This is a genomic window from Sporosarcina sp. E16_3 (genome assembly GCF_017347125.1).
Taxonomy (GTDB): Bacteria; Bacillota; Bacilli; order Bacillales_A; family Planococcaceae; genus Sporosarcina.
Genome location: NZ_JADPRX010000001.1, coordinates 1 through 21,980 on the forward strand (window position 1 = coordinate 1; position 21,980 = coordinate 21,980).

The 21,980-nt window shown below is 38.4% G+C and carries 21 protein-coding genes and 1 pseudogene; 14 read left to right on the forward strand and 8 right to left on the reverse strand.

Annotation, left to right across the window (positions count from 1 at the left end; genetic code table 11):
* Positions 1–128 precede the first annotated feature (128 nt).
* Positions 129–848, forward strand: coding sequence for an alpha/beta fold hydrolase (locus tag I2483_RS00005; RefSeq protein ID WP_207173076.1), 720 nt, complete (start codon positions 129–131; stop codon positions 846–848).
* Positions 849–1,314: 466 nt separating this feature from the next.
* Here I2483_RS00005 and I2483_RS00010 read toward each other — a convergent pair whose 3' ends face one another.
* Positions 1,315–2,529 carry an ISL3 family transposase gene (locus tag I2483_RS00010; protein WP_207173077.1) on the reverse strand — a complete coding sequence of 405 codons (1,215 nt, stop codon included), beginning with the start codon at positions 2,527–2,529 and terminating at the stop codon, positions 1,315–1,317.
* A 289-nt stretch (positions 2,530–2,818) separates the two neighbouring features.
* Between I2483_RS00010 and I2483_RS19560 the strand changes: the two genes are divergently transcribed.
* Positions 2,819–3,586 (forward strand): LysM peptidoglycan-binding and 3D domain-containing protein, encoded by a 768-nt coding sequence (locus I2483_RS19560; protein ID WP_207173679.1) that lies wholly within the window; start codon positions 2,819–2,821, stop codon positions 3,584–3,586.
* Between the two features lie 53 nt (positions 3,587–3,639).
* On the opposite strand, the gene nspC is transcribed toward I2483_RS19560, so the two are convergent.
* The 7 genes and pseudogenes from nspC to I2483_RS19290 all read right to left on the reverse strand — a co-directional run.
* Positions 3,640–4,776, reverse strand: a complete 1,137-nt coding sequence (gene nspC, locus I2483_RS00020) for a carboxynorspermidine decarboxylase (protein WP_186670783.1) — start codon at positions 4,774–4,776, stop codon at positions 3,640–3,642.
* 13 nt (positions 4,777–4,789) lie between these two features.
* The gene (locus I2483_RS00025; protein ID WP_186670782.1) at positions 4,790–5,989 is read right to left on the reverse strand and encodes a saccharopine dehydrogenase family protein; all 1,200 of its coding nucleotides are present in this window, start codon (positions 5,987–5,989) and stop codon (positions 4,790–4,792) included.
* A gap of 215 nt (positions 5,990–6,204) precedes the next feature.
* Positions 6,205–7,050, reverse strand: a complete 846-nt coding sequence (gene speB, locus I2483_RS00030) for an agmatinase (RefSeq protein WP_207173078.1) — start codon at positions 7,048–7,050, stop codon at positions 6,205–6,207.
* Positions 7,040–7,891, reverse strand: coding sequence for a polyamine aminopropyltransferase (speE, locus tag I2483_RS00035; protein ID WP_186670780.1), 852 nt, complete (start codon positions 7,889–7,891; stop codon positions 7,040–7,042). The genes speB and speE overlap by 11 nt, the downstream gene beginning before the upstream one ends.
* Entirely contained in the window at positions 7,888–9,315 is a 1,428-nt protein-coding gene (locus I2483_RS00040) for an aminotransferase class I/II-fold pyridoxal phosphate-dependent enzyme (protein ID WP_255550229.1), read from the reverse strand. Before I2483_RS00040 ends, speE begins: the two co-directional genes overlap by 4 nt.
* 44 nt (positions 9,316–9,359) lie before the next feature.
* Positions 9,360–10,190, reverse strand: a complete 831-nt coding sequence (gene speD, locus I2483_RS00045) for an adenosylmethionine decarboxylase (RefSeq protein ID WP_255549994.1) — start codon at positions 10,188–10,190, stop codon at positions 9,360–9,362.
* A gap of 295 nt (positions 10,191–10,485) precedes the next feature.
* Positions 10,486–10,677: pseudogene (locus I2483_RS19290) on the reverse strand (RNA-guided endonuclease InsQ/TnpB family protein); the annotation flags it as partial.
* 519 nt (positions 10,678–11,196) lie between these two features.
* On the opposite strand from I2483_RS19290, the gene I2483_RS00050 reads away from it, so the two are divergent.
* From I2483_RS00050 to I2483_RS00105, 12 genes are all read left to right on the forward strand, one after another.
* Positions 11,197–11,334, forward strand: coding sequence for a hypothetical protein (locus I2483_RS00050; protein ID WP_207173080.1), 138 nt, complete (start codon positions 11,197–11,199; stop codon positions 11,332–11,334).
* 216 nt (positions 11,335–11,550) lie between these two features.
* Positions 11,551–12,540: an SEC-C metal-binding domain-containing protein gene (locus tag I2483_RS00055; RefSeq protein WP_207173081.1), complete on the forward strand. Its 990-nt coding sequence runs from the start codon at positions 11,551–11,553 to the stop codon at positions 12,538–12,540.
* 586 nt (positions 12,541–13,126) lie between these two features.
* A complete protein-coding gene (locus I2483_RS00060; protein ID WP_207173082.1) occupies positions 13,127–13,594 on the forward strand; it encodes a GNAT family N-acetyltransferase in 468 nt (155 codons plus the stop codon).
* A 21-nt stretch (positions 13,595–13,615) separates the two neighbouring features.
* A complete protein-coding gene (locus I2483_RS00065; protein ID WP_207173083.1) occupies positions 13,616–14,311 on the forward strand; it encodes a copper homeostasis protein CutC in 696 nt (231 codons plus the stop codon).
* Positions 14,312–14,325: 14 nt separating this feature from the next.
* Positions 14,326–14,832 (forward strand): GNAT family N-acetyltransferase, encoded by a 507-nt coding sequence (locus I2483_RS00070; RefSeq protein ID WP_207173084.1) that lies wholly within the window; start codon positions 14,326–14,328, stop codon positions 14,830–14,832.
* Between the two features lie 82 nt (positions 14,833–14,914).
* Positions 14,915–15,463 carry a TVP38/TMEM64 family protein gene (locus I2483_RS00075; RefSeq protein ID WP_207173085.1) on the forward strand — a complete coding sequence of 183 codons (549 nt, stop codon included), beginning with the start codon at positions 14,915–14,917 and terminating at the stop codon, positions 15,461–15,463.
* Between the two features lie 563 nt (positions 15,464–16,026).
* Positions 16,027–17,829, forward strand: coding sequence for a glutamine--fructose-6-phosphate transaminase (isomerizing) (gene glmS / locus I2483_RS00080; RefSeq protein WP_207173086.1), 1,803 nt, complete (start codon positions 16,027–16,029; stop codon positions 17,827–17,829).
* Positions 17,830–18,141: 312 nt separating this feature from the next.
* Complete coding sequence (locus I2483_RS00085) at positions 18,142–18,774, forward strand: FMN-binding negative transcriptional regulator (protein ID WP_207173087.1); 633 nt, start codon at positions 18,142–18,144, stop codon at positions 18,772–18,774.
* Between the two features lie 259 nt (positions 18,775–19,033).
* On the forward strand, positions 19,034–19,381 hold the full coding sequence (locus tag I2483_RS00090) for an ArsR/SmtB family transcription factor (protein WP_207173088.1): 348 nt from the start codon (positions 19,034–19,036) through the stop codon (positions 19,379–19,381).
* A 15-nt stretch (positions 19,382–19,396) separates the two neighbouring features.
* On the forward strand, positions 19,397–20,695 hold the full coding sequence (locus tag I2483_RS00095; protein WP_207173089.1) for an arsenic transporter: 1,299 nt from the start codon (positions 19,397–19,399) through the stop codon (positions 20,693–20,695).
* Positions 20,696–20,713: 18 nt separating this feature from the next.
* Positions 20,714–21,133: an arsenate reductase (thioredoxin) gene (arsC, locus tag I2483_RS00100; protein WP_207173090.1), complete on the forward strand. Its 420-nt coding sequence runs from the start codon at positions 20,714–20,716 to the stop codon at positions 21,131–21,133.
* 345 nt (positions 21,134–21,478) lie between these two features.
* On the forward strand, positions 21,479–21,958 hold the full coding sequence (locus I2483_RS00105) for an RrF2 family transcriptional regulator (RefSeq protein WP_207173091.1): 480 nt from the start codon (positions 21,479–21,481) through the stop codon (positions 21,956–21,958).
* Positions 21,959–21,980 lie beyond the last annotated feature (22 nt).

Sequence of the window (21,980 nt, forward strand, 5' to 3'; positions counted from 1 at the left end):
TCGCTAGATGGAGCGCGGAATGCTTGGAAACTGGCACGTTCCGTGCGGAGCAGGGGAAAAGCTGGAGATAACATCAAATGCTTACCTATTGCTACGATTATATGTTAAAAGTGAGGTAGTGAAAAAGTATGGAAAGTAGTTTAATCGGTAATAAAGAGACAACTATTGAATTTATCGATAGTGAATCGGGAGCTACAAATAATAGATTACCTTTTGTTATAATTCCTGGACTTTCTGAATCAGCCGAGGATTATATACCGTTAATGAAATTGCTTTCTAGTCGATGCATTGCAATCTCATTGCGGGGAAGAGGTAAAAGTGATGCTCCGAAAATGGGATATTCTCTAGAAGATCATATTAGTGATATTAAATCAGTAATAAAACATCTAAAGTTAGATGAATTTATTCTAATGGGTTTCTCAAGAGGCGTATCTTATGCACTTGGTTATGCTTTTACCAATCTAAATTCAGTAAAAGGTATAGTTTTAGGAGATTATCCCGCGCACCATACACAACTGCCACCTGAATGGGTAGATTATTTTTTAGCTTCGCCTCCCTGGAGAGGAAAGTCTGTGTCGGAAAGAATGAAACCACATGCGATAGATGGTATCCAAAGGGACTCCAAGCAGGTATCATTTTGGGATAAATTAAATCTTATACAAAGTCCTATCCTTATTATTCAAGGTGGGAAAGAAGGTTCTGCATTATCTGTTGAAGATAGTGTCCAATATTTAGAGAAAATTTCAAAGGCTGACCTAATTGTATTTGAAGAATCTAACCATAATATTTTTGAGCCTGATCTTGATAAGTTTGTAAATGTAGTTGAAGAATTCATAGAGAATTTATAAAATCATTCGTGTTTAGTGATGCTTACTATTATTAAAAAGAAGTTCTAATTAAATCAACTATCGAGTTAATTTGACCACTGAATTAGCCACGGTTTTAACACGATAATTTCACCTTACAAGAATTATTGTAGGTTAAAGACCGCAAATTCATATGCGAATTAGCGGTCTATTTCGTGCTTTATTTTGTATTTTGTACCACTTAACTGAACGGTTTACCATTTTTTTGCTAAAGGTGTTTCTTTTCGATATATATATGTTCAATGTATGAATACCTATACAAACTTAGCAAAGGCGCCTTAAAAGGGGTAGCCGAAGCACTAAGACTGGCGGCGAAGCTGCTTGGCTTAGGGCGAGAGGCATCCCCTAGCGTCGCAGCGAATTCAATGGCGTTCTTTATTTCAGTAAATATAGTTATTAGTTTGGTTCTAAGTCAAATGTTGGGGTGATGTGATTTGCACGTCACCCTTTATCCTAAATGAACCCCGATTTCTTTATACTTAATGTTCAATAATATCTTTGCTTTAAAGTGATCGATGCGCCTAAAACCATACGCGTTACGCTTCATCACTTTTGTTTTGTTATTGATTCCTTCTAAGAAACCATTTGAATACTTGAAGATAAAACTATTTAATATCTCAACTTGCCAATTCTTAAACGTTCTAATCGCCTTTAAAAATGCGGGAATATTAGCTTTTTCTACCTTACGGTAAAAGGCTTCTAATCGTCTTTTCACTTCTGCCACATCTTCTGTTGTTTTGGCCCAGTCAAACCATTCACAATAAGCCTCTTTCAATTCATGCGCCTTCTCCAACTCTTCAGACATCCCTAGATATCGATCTAAATACCATCGGTTTTTCTCTGTTAATTTCTCACTTCGCTTATACAACACATGGCGCATTCGTTTGCATTTCTTGCGGTCATACGCATGCCATTCTTTTTGTACTTTCCGCCGTACTTCATCAATTGCCCAGTAAATATAACGACAATAATGGAAGCGATCCGCGATAATCATAGGACGTCCTAATGCCTGTTTTACCGCTGCTTTAAAGCTTGGGTTCATGTGTATCACGACTATTTCAACATCTGCCCCATGCTGGTAGAGATATTCTTTAATCGTATCTTTTCTACGATTTGGTAAGATATCTATGGGTTCATGCGTTTCAGCGTTTGCGATAATCAGTTGATACATTCCAGCGTCCGTGTCGCCTTTATATTCGTCAATGGCAATGACTTTTGGTAACCGAACACCGCTTGCAATATGGTCTTTCGCTACCTCTTTGAAACGACGAATCACGGTCGAACTAGATGTACCTAGTACTTCACCTGCTTCTTTAAAGGTTTTCGCTTTAACTGAACGAATACGTACCACTTGATTCCATTCTTTTGTGTAGCGCTGATATTTTTCCACGAAAGGGGATTTCTCTGAAAATCGTTTTCCGCATGGGCAAGCATAACGACGACGTTTATAGAAGAGAACGGTTAAGCGCTCGAACCATTTCAAATGCTTAATCTTTTGCATACGATAGTCATGGACTTTGGTTGTCATTTCACCACAGTTTGGGCATTTATGCGGTTTTTTCGGGAGTGAAACATGAAGTGCAGTTCGTTCCCCAACTTCCTCTATCTTTTCAATCACTACTTCTTTTAATCCTGGAATATTCATGTTAAAATTCATATGCATGTATCACCTTTCTTTTACTTGTTTCTCGACAATTCAAGTATAAAAGAATCGGTGATTACGTGCATTTTTTTCGCTTAAATTGTATGGATACCCCAACAAATATTATAGAACCATAATAAAGAGACCATATTGTAAAAACAAATAGTAATTGTTTTACAATATGGTCTCTTTATTTAATTAGAATGTTTGTTTTTCAGAGATTCGGGGCAATACTTGTGGAAACAAACTATCGATTGCTGTTTAGGATAAGCTATCGTATTTGATATGAAGGAGGAGACTTTTGTTGAAAATGAAGATTTTTCTGTTAGCCGTACTTTTTGCGTTTTCCACTTATTCAATAACTGATGCAGCGATTCTTTCAGATGCCCAAGTGAGTGATGAAGAACTGACCTATTTACAAACCCTTTCAAATGAAGTTGACATGATTTTGGCTGAACCAGAAGAAAGTAATATACCAGATCAGAAAATAGTAGACCAGAAAATAATAGTTCAGAAAAAAGTAGATCAGAAATTAGTTGCGCCAGTGGAATCAGCACAGAAGCCGAAAAGCTATACAGTGGCCGCAGGCGATAATTTATATCGAATTGCACTTAATCATAATATTTCTTTAGATTCTCTCACGAGTTTGAACGACCTGACGGGAGAGCTGATCCATCCTGGTGATGTATTAATCGTCAGTGGACATGCAGCAGACTCAGTAACTCCCAAGTCTGAGAACGATACAATTGCAGCTGCATTTGTTCCAACGCCACCACCTGCAAGCGATGGGAAAGAGATGCTAGTTACAGCAACAGCCTACACAGCGTACTGTACGGGATGTTCAGGAACTACCGCTTACGGCATTGACTTACGTGCTAATCCAAATCAGAAAGTGATTGCAGTGGATCCGAAATTGATTCCGCTTGGTACAAAAGTTTGGGTGGAAGGTTATGGAGAAGCGATTGCCGGAGATATAGGAGGAGCCATTAAAGGACATAAAATCGATGTCTTCATTCCTTCTTATAATAATGCCATGGAGTGGGGAGTCAAAAAAGTTAAACTTAAAGTACTCAACTAATAAAGAAAGCCTGTACAAAAAACAGTGTTTTTTGCACGGGCTCTTCATTCAGATTAAGATAAACGACTTCTAAAATCGTCATAGCCAAATTGTTTAATCACTTTAACACCATCATTAACAGTATTCAAAACGATAGAAGGTAAGTTAACGCCATTAAATGTATTGTTTTTCACCATCGAGTAGTGCCCCATATCACAAAAGACAAGTTTATCGCCAGGCTTTAATGGCTCATCAAACGAATAATCGCCAATTACGTCGCCGGCTAGACAAGTCGGTCCACCAAATCGATAGGTGTAAGCCTTTTCGTTCGGCATTCCTGCGCCAATGATTTCAGGTCGATAAGGCATCTCTAGTACATCAGGCATATGACATGCTGCTGAGGTGTCTAAAATAGCAATCGGCATACCGTTGTGGAGGGTGTCCAAAACAGTCGCAACAAGATAGCCAGTATTCAATGCGACAGCCTCACCAGGCTCTAAATACACTTGAACACCGTATTTATTCTTCATAAACATGATCGAACGAATAAGTGTCTCGATATCATAGTCAGGTCTTGTGATATGATGCCCACCACCGAAGTTAATCCACTTCATATTTTTGATGTATTCCCCGAACTTTTCATCGACAACTTGCACGGTACGCTCCAGCGTATCAGAGTTTTGTTCGCACATTGTGTGGAAGTGTAAGCCATCTATACCTTCAAGCTGGTCCGCTTCAAAATTCTCAAGCGTAACACCAAATCTTGAATGTGAAAAACAAGGATTGTACATATCGACTTCGATTTCAGAGTACTCAGGATTAATGCGAAGTCCAACTTCTATTTGCTTTGGATTGCTTTTAATTTTTTCTTTGAATTGATTATATTGTTGAAACGAATTAAAGACGATATGGTCTGAATAAGAAAGAATCTCATCAAACTCAGTTTCAGAAAAGGCGGGGGCATAGGTATGAACCTCCTTGCCCATTTCTTCATAGCCCAGTCTCGCTTCGTGTACGGAACTGGACGTTACGCCATTCAAGTATTCACCGATTAACGGATAAACAGAGAACATCGAAAATCCTTTTTGAGCAAGGAGAATCTTACAGCCCGTCCGCTCAATAACAGACTTCATTTTCTCCAAGTTTTTAATAAGCAATCCTTCATCCACTACATAACAGGGAGAGGGGAGTGCATTTAAGTCAATATTCAATTTCAAGCCCTCCTCAGTCAATTAATTCAGGATTGAAGCTTTCCTGCCATGGTAGACCGTATTTGTTGAGTGCTTCCATGAACGGATCTGGATTGAACTCTTCGATATTGTGTACGCCAGGATTCTTCCATTTACCAGTCATCACAAGCATAGCACCGATCATTGCAGGTACACCCGTTGTATAAGAAATTGCTTGTGAACCAACTTCTTTGTAGCATTCTTGATGGTCACAAATATTGTAAATATAATACGTTTTCTCTTCGCCGTCTTTAATACCTTGGAAAATACAGCCGATATTCGTTTTCCCTATTGTTCTTGGTCCTAGTGAAGCTGGATCTGGTAGAACTGCTTTTAAAAATTGTAGGGGAGCGATTTCTTTTCCTTCGAATAGTATTGGTTCAATAGAAGTCATGCCAACGTTTTCAAGCACTTTTAAGTGGTTCAAATAGTTCTCCGAGAATGTCATCCAGAAGCGAATCTTTTTGATTCCTGTAATATTGAGTGCAAGTGATTCCAATTCCTCATGGTGTAATAAGTAAACGTCTTTTGGACCGATTTCAGGAAGATTATAGACACGTTTAATTGATAATGGTTCAGTTTCGATGAACTCACCATTTTCAAAGTAGCTTCCATTAGCCGTGATTTCGCGGATGTTTATTTCAGGATTAAAGTTAGTAGCGAACGGATAGCCATGATCGCCAGCGTTTGCATCCACAATGTCAATCGTATGAATTTCATCAAAATGATGTTTTAGTGCATGCGCAGAGAAGACACCTGTAACGCCCGGATCAAAGCCGCTTCCTAGTAGGGCAGTGATGCCTGCTTTTTCAAAACGTTCTCTGTAGGCCCATTGCCAGCTGTATTCAAACTTAGCTTCGTCAAGGGGTTCGTAGTTTGCTGTATCGACATAGTCAACGCCAGTAGCAAGACATGCATCCATAATCGTTAAATCTTGGTATGGCAATGCGACGTTTATAACGATATCCGGTTGGAATTTGTTAATTAGTTCAACCAGTTCTTCCACATTATCAGCATCTACTTGAGCCGTTTGGATTTTAGTGCGACCGCCATCTAACTTTTCTTTTAAAGCATCACATTTGGATACTGTACGGCTAGCGATACAAATTTCTTCGAAGACGTCAGGAACCTGACAACATTTATGAACAACTACTCCTGCAACTCCACCAGCACCAATAATTAAAGCTTTTCCCATAATGAACACCCGCCTATAATATAGTTTTTTTAGTAATATAAGTTGAAATAAAGAATTCCATTGAATCCGCTTTGGCGCTTGGGGATGCCTTCCGCCATAAGCCGGACAGCTTCGCCGTCAGTCTTATGGCTTCGGCTACCCCTATAAGGCGCCTTCGCTTAGTTTGTACCAGAATCGAAACACCACACCTAGGTGCACAGATACTGACACGGAATTCAAATGGCTAATAACAATTCACGAAGTACTTTGCATGCAACGGCTGTCGAAACACCGCTTTGATCATAAATAGGAGACAACTCATTTACGTCACAAGCTACAATGTTGAGGCCACTAACTGCTAACATGGCATTCAGCAATTCCATGAAGCTGACACCGCCGGCTTCAGGTGTACCTGTTCCAGGAAATACAGAAGGGTCCAGTACATCCAAATCAATGGTTAAATAAACTGGTTTATCTTTAAGCTTTTCAACGATTTCTTCTAATCCGTCGAAGTTAAACTTGTTCGTAAACACATGGTCTTTACCCCATTGGAATTCACTGCGGTCTCCAGAGCGAATACCGAATTGGAAGATCTTGTCGTCTCCGAGCAAGTCCCATACTCTGTGAATAACAGTGGCATGAGAAAGGGTTTCCCCAAGATAGTCCTCACGTAAATCTGCATGTGCGTCAAATTGTATGACGTGGAGATCTGGATGTTTTTTGGCAACAGCACGCATTGCGCCGAGTGTCACCAGATGTTCCCCTCCAATCATGCAGGGGATCTTGCCGTCTTCCAAAATTTGAGTTGTAAAATCTTCAATCTGTCCTAATGCTCTTGCCGTGTTCCCAAAACTTAATTCTAAATCGCCACCATCAAATACAGCGATATCCTCCAAGTCTTTATCCTGATAGGGGCTATACGTCTCAATTCCAAACGATTCACCGCGCATTGCTTTGCTAGCGAAGCGTGTACCAGGACGAAAAGAAGTTGTAGAGTCAAAGGGAGCACCGAAAATAACGATTTTCGATTCTTCGTACTCATTGTCACAACCAATAAACGTTTCAATATTTCTATTCAACATCTTTTAATTGCTCCTTTACATAGTTTGGAAGTGCAAATGAACCAACATGAATGTCTGTATTGTAATACCTTGTTTTCAACTCAAGGTCATTCCATGCTGCTGCATCCAAATCTTGAATAGGGTCAAATTTCTTCGACGCAAAACCAAACAACCAGTGACCGGATGGGTAAGTGGGCATATGAAATTGATAAACTTTACAAACCGGGAAGAAGCCTACAATTTTTTGATGTGCTTTCCTCATACCAAGCGCATCTTCAGCGTAAAAGGGACTTTCATGTTGATTCACAAGAATTCCATCTTCTTTCAGCGCTTTATAGCAGTTGCCGTAAAATTCTTTTGTGAAAAGCCCTTCACCTGGACCGAATGGATCTGTCGAGTCCACAATGATCAAATCATAGTCATTTTCGATTCTACGAACAAATTTCAGCCCGTCTTCAAAGTACAGATTAACCCTGGGATCATCTAGTTTTGAAGCTGTCTGGGGTAAATATTCCCTGCAGACATCGACAACCATTTTGTCAATTTCAACCATGTCGATTTGTTCTATAGTTGGATAAGCAGTCAATTCACGGATTGTTCCACCATCACCAGCCCCAATAACTAACACTTTTTTTATGTTTGGATTGGTAGCCATTGCTACATGCGTAATCATCTCGTGATAAATAAATTCATCTTTCTCAGTGCACATTACAAGTCCATCAAGAGTAAGAACACGACCAAATTCCGACGTTTGTAAAATATCGATTTTTTGAAAATCACTTTTACCCGTGTAAAGATGTTCTTCCACTTCCAATGAAAAACGGACATTAGGCGAATGATTTTCTGTATACCATAAATTCATTCCACCAACTCCTTCAGCACATTAATATTTGCAATATCGCTGTCCTCAGTACCTGTTAAGAAACAGCCCTTATCCTTGGAGTATTGAATGAAATCCAAGATTTCCTTAGTAATTCGTTCACCAGGTGCAAGAATTGGGATGCCTGGGGGGTAACACATAACGAATTCGCTGGAAATATAACCTGCGCTCTCCGAAATGGGCAACTTTTGCTTAGGTGCATAAAAGGCTTCTTGCGGCGTGAAAGCAACTTGCGGACGAATGTATTCATGGATGAAAACGCTATTTTTATCCTTAGAGTAGCGTCGTTTGATTTCGGCAAGTGCTGCAACTAATCGTTCCAGATCTAGATGTCTGTCACCGACAGAAATGTAGGCCAAGATATTACCGATATCACCAAATTCAATTTGAATATCATACTCATCTCGAAGAATGTCATAGACTTCAATTCCAGCTAAGCCAACATCACGGGTATCTACCGAAAGTTTTGTGACATCAAAGTCAAAAATCGTATCTCCATTAATCAATTCTCTCGAATAGGCGTAATAGCCACCAATTTTATTGATTTCAGTTCTTGTATAATGTGCCATTTCGGCGACTTTTTTAAAAATCTCCTTACCATTTAGTGCTAAACTTCTTCTCGATATATCTAAAGAGGAAAGCAGTAAATAGGAGCCACTTGTCGTTTGAGTCAAATTAATAATCTGCCTCGTATAACCTTCGCTGACATCATTGTTTATCAACAAAAAAGAGCTTTGTGTCAATGAACCGCCGGATTTATGCATACTAACGGATGCCATATCAGCACCCACTGACATAGCAGAAGCGGGAAGATTATCACCAAAGTAAAAATGTGTACCATGTGCTTCGTCGACAAGGACGAGCATATCGTGTTGATGTGCAAGATCGGTAAGAGCCTGCAGGTTTGAACAAATTCCATAATAGGTAGGATTGTTGATGAGAATGGCTTTAGCATCCGTATTTTCCAAAATGGCTTGTTCTACATCCTTTACAGCCATCCCTAAAGCAATACCAAGTTCACTGTGCACGCCTGGATTGACATAGACGGGAACAGCACCGCTTAAAATGAGAGCGTTAATCGCACTTCGATGTACATTGCGAGGCATAATGATTTTATCCCCAGCTTTGCACGCTGTCATGATCATTGCCTGTACCGCAGATGTGGTCCCATTGACCATGAAAAAGGCATGCTTGGCATTAAATGCTTGAGCTGCTAATTCTTCTGCCTCTTTTATAACCGAAACAGGGTGGCAGAGATTATCAAGTGGTTTCATGGAATTGACATCCATGGATAGGCATTGTTCACCTAAAAATGCGGCTAATTCAGGATTTCCTCTCCCACGTTTATGGCCAGGAACGTCAAAAGGGACGACGCGCATTGATTTGTATTGATTAAGCGCCTCCATAATGGGGGCTTTCTGTTGCAGAAGATGTGTCACGTAATCACCCCTCATTCATCTATATTAGAACCATTAAAAATTTCAGTCATCTCTTTGCGCAACATGGTTGTGATTTCGAGCCTTTCATTAAGAGGCAGCTCGGAGACCTCCGTATTGAACAAATAGTTCTGCAGGTTTATGTCTTTAATCAGAAGTTTTGTATGAAAAATATTGGATTGGTGTACATTGATATCTTTCCAATCGTATTTCAGCAATGTATCACTGTTGATATAATCACGAATGGACTCAATCGAATGATCTATATAAAGTTTTTCACCTTCCATATTGCGTGTAAATCCACGTACTCGATAATCAGTCGTGATAATGTCTGAATCGAAACTTCCGATCAAATAATCAAGTGCATTCAACGGGGAAATTGTGCCACACGTTGAAACATCAATATCGACTCGAAAAGTAGCGATAGAGTTATCAGGATGATATTCCGGATATGTGTGGACGGTAACGTGACTTTTATCCAAGTGTCCTACGACCGTTTTACGAGTTCCCAAAATAGTACGTTCACCTTGATTACATGATTCATCAATCAAAGCGACAGGAAAAGCTTCCTCCGAAATAAGAATCGTAACACTTGCACCTTGTGGATCGTAATCCTGTTTACTGACATTCAAGACGTGTGCCCCGATAATTTCTGTCACTTCATACAGAATACTGGTTAATCTATCAGAATTATATTGCTCATCGATATAAGCAATATATTCACTTTGCTCCCGCTCACTTTTCGCATAGCAAACATCATAGATGTTGAAGCTAAGGGTCTTTGTGAGGTTGTTAAAGCCATAAAGCTTCAGCTTATTTTCCAACCCTACCATCACGCCTTTCATGTAAAACAAATCTTATTATAAAGTATAACATTCCTTAGTCAATGAATGCTCCCCCACCTAAAAGGCTAACGCATTTTTGAGGAAGGGGTATCTGTCGTGTCGATGAATTCTCTTAATATCTAAGCGAACCTGAACGATTAACGAGCAGTGGGGCTGTCACATTGGCGGTCTACTAACGCTCATACCCTCTATCCCATAGGTCTTGCCGTTGGGACTTCTTTTATATAACAATTAATTTTGGGTTCCAAACATTCACTGTTTTAATATTGAGATCAGTTTCTTTTGTTAACCTATACAATGCTTTCTTCAAAATATTTGCTGCACCATTCACATCAGCGTTGATTAACAAATTTCGACCTGAGCAATACAGACCACTTTTAATACGCTTACCAGAGAACGGTTTCTTCGTATCATTTTCGCCATAAGTGGGAATATCGTCGCCATCAAGATAACTAGCTTTTGAGGTGTAGTATTCCTCGGTTAATATAGGTATTCATTTCTTCAACATATGCAGATAAATTAATCAGTAGATATTCACTTGAATTGCATTAGTGTTGGAGTAAGAAATAGTGGAGCTGCTTTAAGAATTGATTAATTACTCGCAAAAAAATGCCCTAATTAGTAGCAAGGAAACGACAACTAAATCAGTTACCTATACTAGTAAAAGGAGCTTCATGAAAAGTGTAAACTAAAGTTTAATCTTTCGTCAATAGTTTTTATATTTAGTGTTAGTGTGCAGTGAAAAGCACAGGCGATAAAATTAGTAGAAGTAGTGTGGATTAAAACGAAAATTTATTATTTTTATGTCGTAAATTCTTTATTAAACTATTACTTATTGATCAAATCATTTTCAGGGTAAAATAGGTTGGATCCAAAACGCACACGAATTATTTCCTGGGAAACTAATGCGGGAGTATTCGGAAGAGTGCGACATATTGATACGGTGTATCCATTCCGTTTTTTGTACATACGCTATTGAGTGAGTAGGAAACGGAGGTAATAGTTCATGATAGATGTTGTGAATTTACAGGCGATTGTTGAGGATCATCGAAGACAAATAAAGCCTAAGAGAATGACGAGCGGTGAGAAGCGAGTTCTATCACTGCAAAAAGAGGACAGACGACTAAACGGGCAAAAGCCCTGAAGGTCGTTTTTTTCACTATTTTAAAATGGCGGATGTAGTATAGATTTATATGTTCAGAACTGGTTCTAATCAGGGATTGATTTCTAAAATAGTACCGTAAATACTCACGTTGTTGACGAGTAAACCAAACTAGCAAACTAGAAATGGGCACTTATTATTTTTGCATAGGCATGTTACACTTAAATGTATTCTTAATTAATAAAAGGACGTGTTAATGTGGTTGGACGTAATGATCCATGTCTCTGTGGCAGTGGAAAAAAGTATAAAAAATGTTGTGAATCGAAAGCGACATTTTCAATAGAAGAAGTGCAATCGGAAGAACTAGAAAGAATTTTGCAAGCTTTTTACGAAGAGTACCCTGAAAAACGTGACCTAAATGAATTCTTGGGCTTGGTAAAAAAATGGAGTGAGCCCCTTAAGAAGTATTTAGTCGAGGAAATGATTGAAGCGATTGTCATGGATGAATTCTTTTTCCATCACAAACCGGACATTTGGAAGAACTATATGAAGAAGCAGCAAAAGAAAATCATCCGTCCATCTGTAGTGAATGTGTTAGAAACATGGTCTGATCCACGTGTTTTCATTGGAGAAGTAGTAGCTGTTGACGAGACTTATATGTCGGTTAAAAATATCTTGAAAGATGAAACGATACATTTACGACGCGAAAGTGAAAAGCCTGTTCCAGTAGGAGTCCATGTGTATTGCTTCATTTTACCGGACGGCTCATCGAAAGATAATCACTATTTAGCGGTTTCAAGCTTGATTTTCTTCCCAACCGACCATACAAAAGCATTCGTGAAATTCGTGAGGCAATTTGAATCACAAGAAGAACATTCTGTTTCCATATTTTTGAAAGAGAATGGAATTGCATTTTGGAAGTTGCTTGGTGAGGATGGCTATGACGGCGGAGAATTTACCAACTTTGAAGCGGGTGTCCTCCAAAAAGCAATCGAGTTTTTAGAGGAAAATGATCGAGAATCTGATCAGCTAATAGAAATTATAGAAGATTATTTGGTGGAACAGCAGCCGAATGCACGAAAAGAAGTAGCGATTGCGGCTGGAGCGATTCGATTTGGCCAGGAAAATGCCTTATTTGAACCACTAACGATAACTGTAAAAGAGATTGCCGAATGGTTTGAAATCTCTACCTCTTCATTGAATAAATATTATAATGATTTAAATGCGTATTATACTAGCAAGGACTGATCCATAACTTTAGTAAAGAACATCTCACTCATTGGGGAAAAATGGGGTGGGGTGTTTTTTATTTGTTATAGTTCATAAGTTTAGCGATAACTCCGATAATTGCTGATATAATAAAATAAACTCTTTTGAATAATCATTGTAGGGTGCTTGCATGATGCATAAACAAGGTTTTATTCAATTGACGGCAGAATCTATTTAATAGATGGATGTGATTTTGTTATATTTAAACGGATTAGAACACATGCTTGGTTAGGAGCGGAAGCTGTTGTTGCTGAACAAAAAGGTCATGAAGTACTTGCGTAACGACTTCTGGTCGAGTAAGGGGATACCTTATGGAGATTGAAGTTCCTGATGATAATGGGGTGTACGGTTTAATTGAACTAGATATGCAAGTCAGTTCAATGGGAATGCTTTATTATTATTCGAATTGAATACATAGAACCATCTAAATATAATGGGCAAATGACTATAAGTGGAAATTCAGCGAAGGCGCCTAACAGGGGTAGCCGAAGCGGAATTGAAGGGAATCTTTATCATAACTTATTATCAAATAAAATTAACACTATTTTGGAAAGGGATAGAATATATGAAACTACATTTTTATAATCATCAGTTTGATAAGCTTATTGAAAACTACATATTAACCGACGAACAGCTACGATTTACGGGAACGCCCAAAGACGCTATTGACCTTTCGAATGCAGAACCAGATCGATATTCGATTTTAGCAGTAGAAAACGAGCAATTGGTAACGTTCTTTAGCTTACATAAAGGAGAAGGAGTCAAGTCTTTTTCCCCTAATGACAATGCTATATTAATTAGAAGTTTTTCTACCGATTTTCATCAGCAAGGTAAAGGCTATGGGAAGAATGCATTGATGCTTACACCGGAATTTGTAAGAAGTCATTTTAGTGGCATCGATGAAATCGTACTTGCTGTAAATGTTAAAAATGAGATAGCCCAAGCTTTGTATAAAAACTGTGGCTATATTGATAAAGGCGTTCGAGAGATGGGGAGGAGTGGCGAACTCATTGTGATGAGTTACCAACTGTAGGGATAGGGGGAGTTAATCATAATGATGTTAGAAATTATAGCTACAAGTTTGGCAGATGCAATTGCTGCAGAACGAAGTGGTGCCAATCGATTGGAACTTTGTACAGCTTTGTCTGAAGGTGGGCTTACGCCAAGTATGGGATTGGTGGAAGCAGTAGTTGAGGGAGTAAATATTCCTGTTCATGTAATCGTTCGGCCCCATAGTCGAACTTTTCACTATGATGACAATGACTTAGCTGTAATGATAGCTGATATTCGCCATATTAAACGTGCAGGAGCTTCGGGAGTCGTTATTGGAGTACTAACAGAGGAGCGCAAAGTAAATAAGAAAGCTCTATCACGTTTATTGGAGGAAGCTGGGGAGATGAAAGTTACTTTCCACCGTGCATTTGATGAGATTGAAGATCAGTTGGAAGCGTTAGAAGTCATTGCTAGTTTCCCACAGATTCAGCGGATTTTGACTTCGGGAGGCCAAGCACCGGCACCAGAAGCTGCCGAACAGCTTAAAAAATTGGTGGACAAGTCTAAAAATACATCTGTTCGAATTTTAGCAGGGAATGGTATGAACCTTGAAACACTGTCTTCATTGGTTTCTGCAACTGGACTAGAAGAAGTTCATTTTGGGTCGGCTGTTCGTGTTAATCGAAGTTTCATGTATCCGATTGATCCAACGGTTATTATGGCGATAAAAAGCGAACTGAAGAAATTGAGCGAATAGAGGGGGAAATATTTATGGAAATAAGATTGCTCAAACCATCAGATGCAAAAAGGTACTGGGATTTAAGGTTGGAGGCGTTAAAGCTTAATCCAGAGGCTTTTGCAACAAACTATGAAGAAGCTGTAAGAAGAGAAAACCCAGTACAGAGCGTTGCAAAGAATTTATCGAATAAAGGAAACTTTACATATGGGGCATTTAACAATGGAGAACTTATGGGAGTAGTTACATTACTTCAAGAAACACAGTTAAATCTTAGACACAAGGCAAATATATTGGCAATGTACGTAAATCCTGACATACGTGGTTTAGGTGTAGGGAAAGAACTACTTACTGAAGCGATTAACAAAGCAAAAACAATTGAAACGATAGAAAAACTTAATTTAACTGTAGTTACTACTAATGAAAAAGCAAAAAAACTATATACAAAATTAGGATTTAAAGTCATTGGATTGGAAGAGAAAGCACTTAAAATTAGTGGGAAATATTATAACGAGGAATTCTTATCACTAATGATAAAATAAGTTAAGTTCTTACTGAAGAAACGAGTTTAGTTGGATGTGTAAAATAAACGGTTATTACAACTTATGAAACTCGGTGGTGCATATGGTAGAAGAGGTTTTGCAATGGTTTGAAAATAGCGGTCTACTCGCTGTTTTGATAAGTATCATTTTAAATATTAGTATTAGTGTCTTGGGTTTTATACCAAGCGTATTTGTAACGGCAGCAAATATTAGTTTCTTTGGATTTTGGTATGGTTTAATTCTTTCTATTATAGGAGAGGCTTTGGGAGCGATGGTTAGCTTTTACCTATATCGAAAAGGTATAAACAAAGTCAGGTATAAGGTCACTATTAACAATAAGTATTTGATTAGATTACATAGAACAAAGGGAATGGAAGCTTTTTTACTAATTTTAGCATCCAGGGTATTCCCGTTTATGCCGTCAGGTTTAGTTACTTTGGCGAGTGCGAGTAGCAATGTTGGCATGATGAATTTTTCGATAGCCAGTACACTTGGGAAAATACCTGCACTTGTTATTGAAGCATACTCTGCTTTGCAAGTTCTCAACTGGAGTGGGCAAGGCAAAGTGATCTTAGGAATTTCATCCCTTATCATTATTGGCGTATTAGTAAGAAGGAGTTCCTTTAAATAAAGAACAGATTCTCTTCACTAAAAGTAATCAGCCGTTTCGTACAACGGGCTGATTTTTTTGTTTTTTGAAAAAACATCACAGTTTAACTAGCAATCCGCATACTTTAGTTAGTAGGATTAGATTTTAAATCATTTCGATACTACCAGAGAATCAATTACCAATCTAGTCTTATACTCGTTATTTATTGACAAGAAAACAGCAACTTCTGTAAGATAATAAAGTTGATTCATAGCCACTTCTAAATAGAGAGGCTATTGGTCACCGCGTGTAAAAGGAGTGAAAACCACACGTTAAACATAAATCGGAAAACAGTTTAAGCGCCAGTGCTGAAGAAATCAGACGTCACTAATTTTCAGCAGACGAGGTGGAGGAGTATCGAATTTTCGGCGGAAGCCTCCCGATCGCAATTGCCCGGTTGTAATTTTGCTAGTAAATCATTTGAGCAATCGAATGGACAAAGGAGCAAAAAGGCAAATACTTCAAGTGATATGCAAGTACACTTCGCTAATACAGCTGTGGTGTAGTTAAATGTTGCTTATTTTGCAAACATCGGAGGAATAAATATGTGTGGAATAGTAGGTTATATTGGTGAGTTAGATGCTAAAGAAATTCTGGTAAAGGGACTTGAAAAGTTAGAATATCGAGGCTATGATTCAGCAGGAATCGCACTTGCTAATGAAGTAGGGCTTACTGTTGTGAAAGAAAAAGGCCGTGTTGCGGACCTTCGTTCAGCAGTAGATTGGACTATCCACTCTTCTACTGGAATTGGCCATACGCGCTGGGCGACACATGGAGTTCCGAACCAAACGAATGCACACCCTCATCAGAGTGTATCCAATCGTTTTTCACTTGTGCATAATGGCGTAATAGAGAACTATTTACAACTACAAAAAGAACATTTACGTGATGTTCAGATGAGTTCTGACACGGATACAGAAGTTATCGTGCAGCTTGTTGAAAAGTTCGTAAAAGGCGGCATGAAAACTGAAATTGCTTTCCGTCATACTTTATCTCTTCTTCAAGGATCTTATGCGATTGCTATGTTAGATGCAGATGAAACGGACACAATCTTCATTGCAAAAAATAAAAGTCCACTTCTTGTAGGAATTGGCGAACACTTCAATGTCGTTGCTTCTGATGCTATGGCAATGTTGCAAGTCACAGATCAATATGTAGAACTGCATGATAAAGAAGTTGTCATTCTCCGCAAGGAAGCAATTGAGATTAGTACATTGGATGGCGTAAATATTGAACGTACCCCTTATAGGGCTGAGTTAGATATGAGCGATATCGAGAAGGGCACATATCCTCACTTTATGTTGAAAGAAATCGAGGAACAACCAAGTGTTGTTCGTAAGATTATTCAAAAGTATGAAAATAGGTATGGTGAGCTAACGATAAACGGTGATGTCTTAACTGCAATAAATGAAGCAGACCGTCTTTATATTATTGCAGCAGGAACAAGTTATCACGCCGGTCTTATCGGCAAGCATTATTTTGAGAACATAGCAGGTATTCCAGTAGAAGTTCATATCTCAAGCGAATTCGGCTATAACATGCCACTTTTATCAGATAAACCATTATTCATTTTCATTACACAATCAGGCGAAACTGCTGACAGCCGTCAAGTACTGGTGAAAATAAAAGCGTTAGGGCATACTGCTATTGCAATTACCAATGTTCCCGGCTCAACTATGTCTCGAGAGGCAGATTACACATTACCGCTATACGCTGGGCCAGAAATTGCAGTAGCCTCAACGAAAGCCTATACGGCACAAATAGCGGTTCTTGCCATCTCAGCCTATGTTACAGCTAAAGAACGTGGCATACTCGTAGATTTTGATTTAAAGAAAGAGCTTGCCATTGCTGCAAATGCAATCCAAATACTTGTGGATTCAAAAGTAGTGACGGAAAAAGTCGCACTAGACTTCTTGGGAAACTCACGTAATGCATTCTTCATCGGGCGCAATGTGGACTACTTCGTCAGTTTAGAAGGAGCACTAAAGTTAAAGGAAATCTCTTATATTCAAGCAGAAGGCTTCGCCGCTGGGGAATTAAAACACGGTACTATAGCGTTGATTGAAGAATTAACGCCTGTCTTTGCACTTGTTACACAAAAAGCTGTAAGCCTAAATATTCGTGGAAATGTAAAAGAAGTCGTCGCGAGAGGAGCTAATTCTTGCATTATTTCAATGGAAGGATTAGAAGAGGAGGGTGATTGTTTAGTCTTGCCGAAAGTGCATGCATTACTCACCCCACTTGCAGCTGTGATTCCAATGCAGTTAATCAGCTATTATGCCGCTCTTTACAGAGGCTGTGACGTTGATAAACCAAGAAATTTAGCGAAATCGGTTACGGTGGAATAACGGAATTAAATAATGAACACAATTTTGTGAAGAGACATTAAATATGTATATCAAAATGGATTCACCTTTTTTACCGTAAAAAGTATATTTTCTAACAAACTTTATTTCAAAGCTACAGTTTGTCTGGTTTAAAATGAAAGTAGAATGTTAAAAAAAGATGCAACTATTTACCCCTTTAGATATAATTGTCTAAAGGGCTTTTTCGTATTTAAGAGAGAAATATCATCTAACCTAGAAAAATACAACAATGAATTTTAGCCTTAATTAATCGTACAATATCTACTAATTTAGTAATCAAAAAGGAGCTAAATCATGTATATTCCCAAGTATTTTAAAGTCACAGTCGTAGATGAAATTAAAGAATTTGTTCAAGACAATTCATTTGGAACTATTGTTACAACAAAACATAGTAAACCAATTGCTAGTCATTTACCTTTGGCGTTAAATAAAAAGGGAGATGATTATTATATTACTGGACACATGGCTTATGGGAATCCACAATGGAGAACATTCGAAAGTTGTGATGATGTACTAGTTATGTTCCAGGGACCACATGCTTATATTTCTTCTTCTTGGTACGGTCATGAAAATGTTCCAACATGGAATTATCAAGCAGTGCATGTATATGGCACAGCTAGCATTCTAGATAAGGAGGAGTTAAAACAAGACCTTATCATGATGCTACAAAAATACGAGAAACATCGTGAGAATTCGGTTTTATGGGACAAGCTTTCTCCTCAGTTAGTGGAAAGAGAACTAAAAGGGATTGTTGGATTTAAGATTAAAGTACATGAAATTCAAGCTGCCTATAAATTAAGTCAGAATCGTAATGAGGAAGATTACCTTAACATCGTTGACAAACTGTATAAGGAAGAAAATCCGAGTTCCCAACAAATGGCGAATGTCATGAAGAAGAGAGTGAAGAATGACGGGGATTCTGATTAATGTGTCGAGAACTCCGATAACGGTGTGAAAATGTTCTTTTACTAAGCGTTGAATAATGCCACTTGAAAAACAGAATGGCATTATTCAACGCTTATCTAGCAAGTTCTGCAAAATACAAACAACAAACCGGAATAATATCTTTTGGTGATGTCCTCACTAATTATTTTCAAAGTATAGCCCAATTTAATTAAGTAAAGGAGAATAATCCACTTGTGCATATAAGCATATTCTTATATGATGATTTCGGGAGGGATAGTAGATGAATGAAACAGTAACTATTGATATTCAGAGAGCATCACAACTCTTAAAATTACTCGGAGATCCAACTCGTTTGACAATGATGCGGCTACTTAAGACGCATGAATGCTGTGTGTGTGAATTTGTTGAAATCTTTAGGATGAGTCAGCCGGCAATCAGCCAGCACTTACGTAAGCTTAAGGATATAAAGGTAGTGAAAGAAGAACGTAAAGGACAATGGATTTTTTTCTCTATTAACAAAAATCATGAAGACTATTCGTTTATTCAAAGCATTCTTGAACAGCTTCCCGAACAAAATGAGTCTATAGCCAGACTGGAAGCGCAAGGGCTTAGAGTTTGCTGCAAGTAGGAAGGGGAAAGAGCGTTGGTTTCAGTAATAACGGCATCATTGATATTCATCAGTACACTTATTTTTGTTATTTGGCAGCCTAGAAATTTATCAATTGGATGGTCCGCGTGTATTGGGGCAATAATTGCTTTGTTAGTAGGAGTAGTTACTTTTCAAGACGTTATTGATGTAACTGGGATTGTATGGAATGCTACACTGGCTTTCATTGCCATCATAATCATTTCATTAATCTTAGATGAGATTGGATTCTTCGAGTGGTCGGCTCTGCATATGGCTAGATTAGCCAAAGGCAGCGGGATTCGCATGTTTATTTATGTCAGTCTGCTAGGTGCAGTCGTTGCTGCTTTGTTCGCAAACGATGGGGCTGCCCTTATACTAACGCCAATTGTACTTGCAATGGTACGAAATTTGAATTTTAATGAAAAAATGATTTTCCCATTCATCATTGCCAGTGGTTTTATTGCAGACACCACTTCGTTACCATTAGTTGTGAGTAACTTAGTCAATATTGTTTCGGCAGACTTTTTCGGTATTGGCTTTGTCGAATATGCATCCCGAATGATTGTACCCAATTTATTTGCTTTAATTACTAGTATTTTAGTGTTGCTGCTATTCTTCCGTAAAAGTATCCCTAAAAATTATAAAGTAGCAGAACTAAAACAACCGAAGGATGCTATCAAAGATATTAAGATGTTTCGACTGGCTTGGGTGATATTAAGCATGTTACTTATCGGGTATTTCTCAAGTGGATTTACAGGGCTTCCTGTTTCGATTATAGCTGGAATTACGGCAATATTCTTTATGATAATGGCACAAAGAAGTCCTGCTGTTCACACGAAACAAGTACTGAAAGGCGCACCTTGGGCAATCGTGTTCTTCTCGGTTGGGATGTACGTCGTCGTCTACGGATTGCGTAATGTCGGTCTGACTGGTGTATTGGCCGATGTCATTCAAATGGCTGCCAACCAAGGACTATTTGTAGCGACGATTTCGATGGGCTTTATTGCAGCGATCTTATCATCCATTATGAATAATATGCCTACCGTCATGATTAACGCGTTAGCCATATCAGAAACGACGGCAACGGAGTCGATTCGCGAGGCTTTGATATATGCGAATATCATCGGATCCGATTTAGGTCCAAAAATCACACCAATCGGTTCTTTGGCCACTTTATTGTGGTTGCATGTACTGTCTCAAAAAGGAGTGAAAATCTCTTGGGGTAGCTATTTTAAAATCGGTATACTCCTAACTGTTCCTACACTCCTAATAACATTAATCGGACTGTATCTATGGCTGTCGTTCATCCAGTAAAAAAAGGAGGTTTTCGTTATGTCAAAAAAAACACTTTACTTCCTATGTACGGGTAATTCATGCCGTAGCCAAATGGCTGAAGGTTGGGGTAAAAAAGTTCTTGGTGAAGAATGGCAAGTTCTTAGTGCTGGAATTGAAGCTCATGGAGTAAACCAAAATGCTGTGAAAGCCATGAATGAGGTTGGAATCGATATTTCAAATCAAACCTCGGATATCATTGATCCGCAGATCTTACATAATGCAGATTTTGTCGTCACTCTTTGTGGGGATGCTGCTGACAAGTGTCCAATGACACCATCTCATGTCAAGCGAAATCATTGGGGATTTGATGATCCTGCTAAAGCAAAAGGAACTGATGAAGAAAAATGGGTATTCTTCCAGCGTGTTCGTGATGAAATTGGTATTCGTATTCAGCATTTTGCTGAAACTGGGAAATAACAAACAAATCAAAGTCGAGAGTATCTTTCCTTAGACTTTGATCCTATATATGTTGAACAAATGATTGACGTATATAAACTGAGCGAAGGCGCCTTACAAGGGGAAATAGTCAAAGACAGGAATTTCACTATGGTCATGAAGAACAATCATCTCGTTTTTCAATGGTTCATGTGTCCACTCAATATCATAAATTACCAAAACTCATGGATTGTAATTTAATTCATGAGTTTTATTATTTGACCTTGATCTAGCAGTAGTTTAATATTTCTAATATGGATAATGCTTATCTGTATTAGTCTCATTGATGAACGTTCAAAAAATACAAAAGATACAGAGGTGATTTTCATGCAAATGAAAACAGGGGTTGAGCAATCTGTATACGCCATTCTTTTACTGAATATGTTACCGGATAAAGCGGTATTGCCTGGAGAAGCCATCAGTCAACAATTAGGGACTTCACCGACTTATTTTCAAAAGTTGTTAAGAAAGTTAGTTAGTGCAGACCTGATTACTTCCGTTGCAGGGGTGAAGGGCGGCTTTAAATTAAAGAAAAAACCGGAAGAGATTCGGATATACGATGTTTATCTTGCAGTAGAAGGCCAACAATCACTTTATTCCCCGAGTGGTATTCTCGATGACATGCTTGAATTGAAAAAAGAAGATAGATGCTGCTTGTTAACGGATTTAATGAATGAGGCTGAATCAACTTGGAGAACGATATTGAAGCGAGAAACAATTGCCTCTTTAGATGAAGAAACAGCTAATCGTTTTCCTGGAAAAGTAGAAGATTTAAAAGAATGGATAAACGGAAAAATGGTCTTATAAGAGAATACATGTAAGTAGGTGA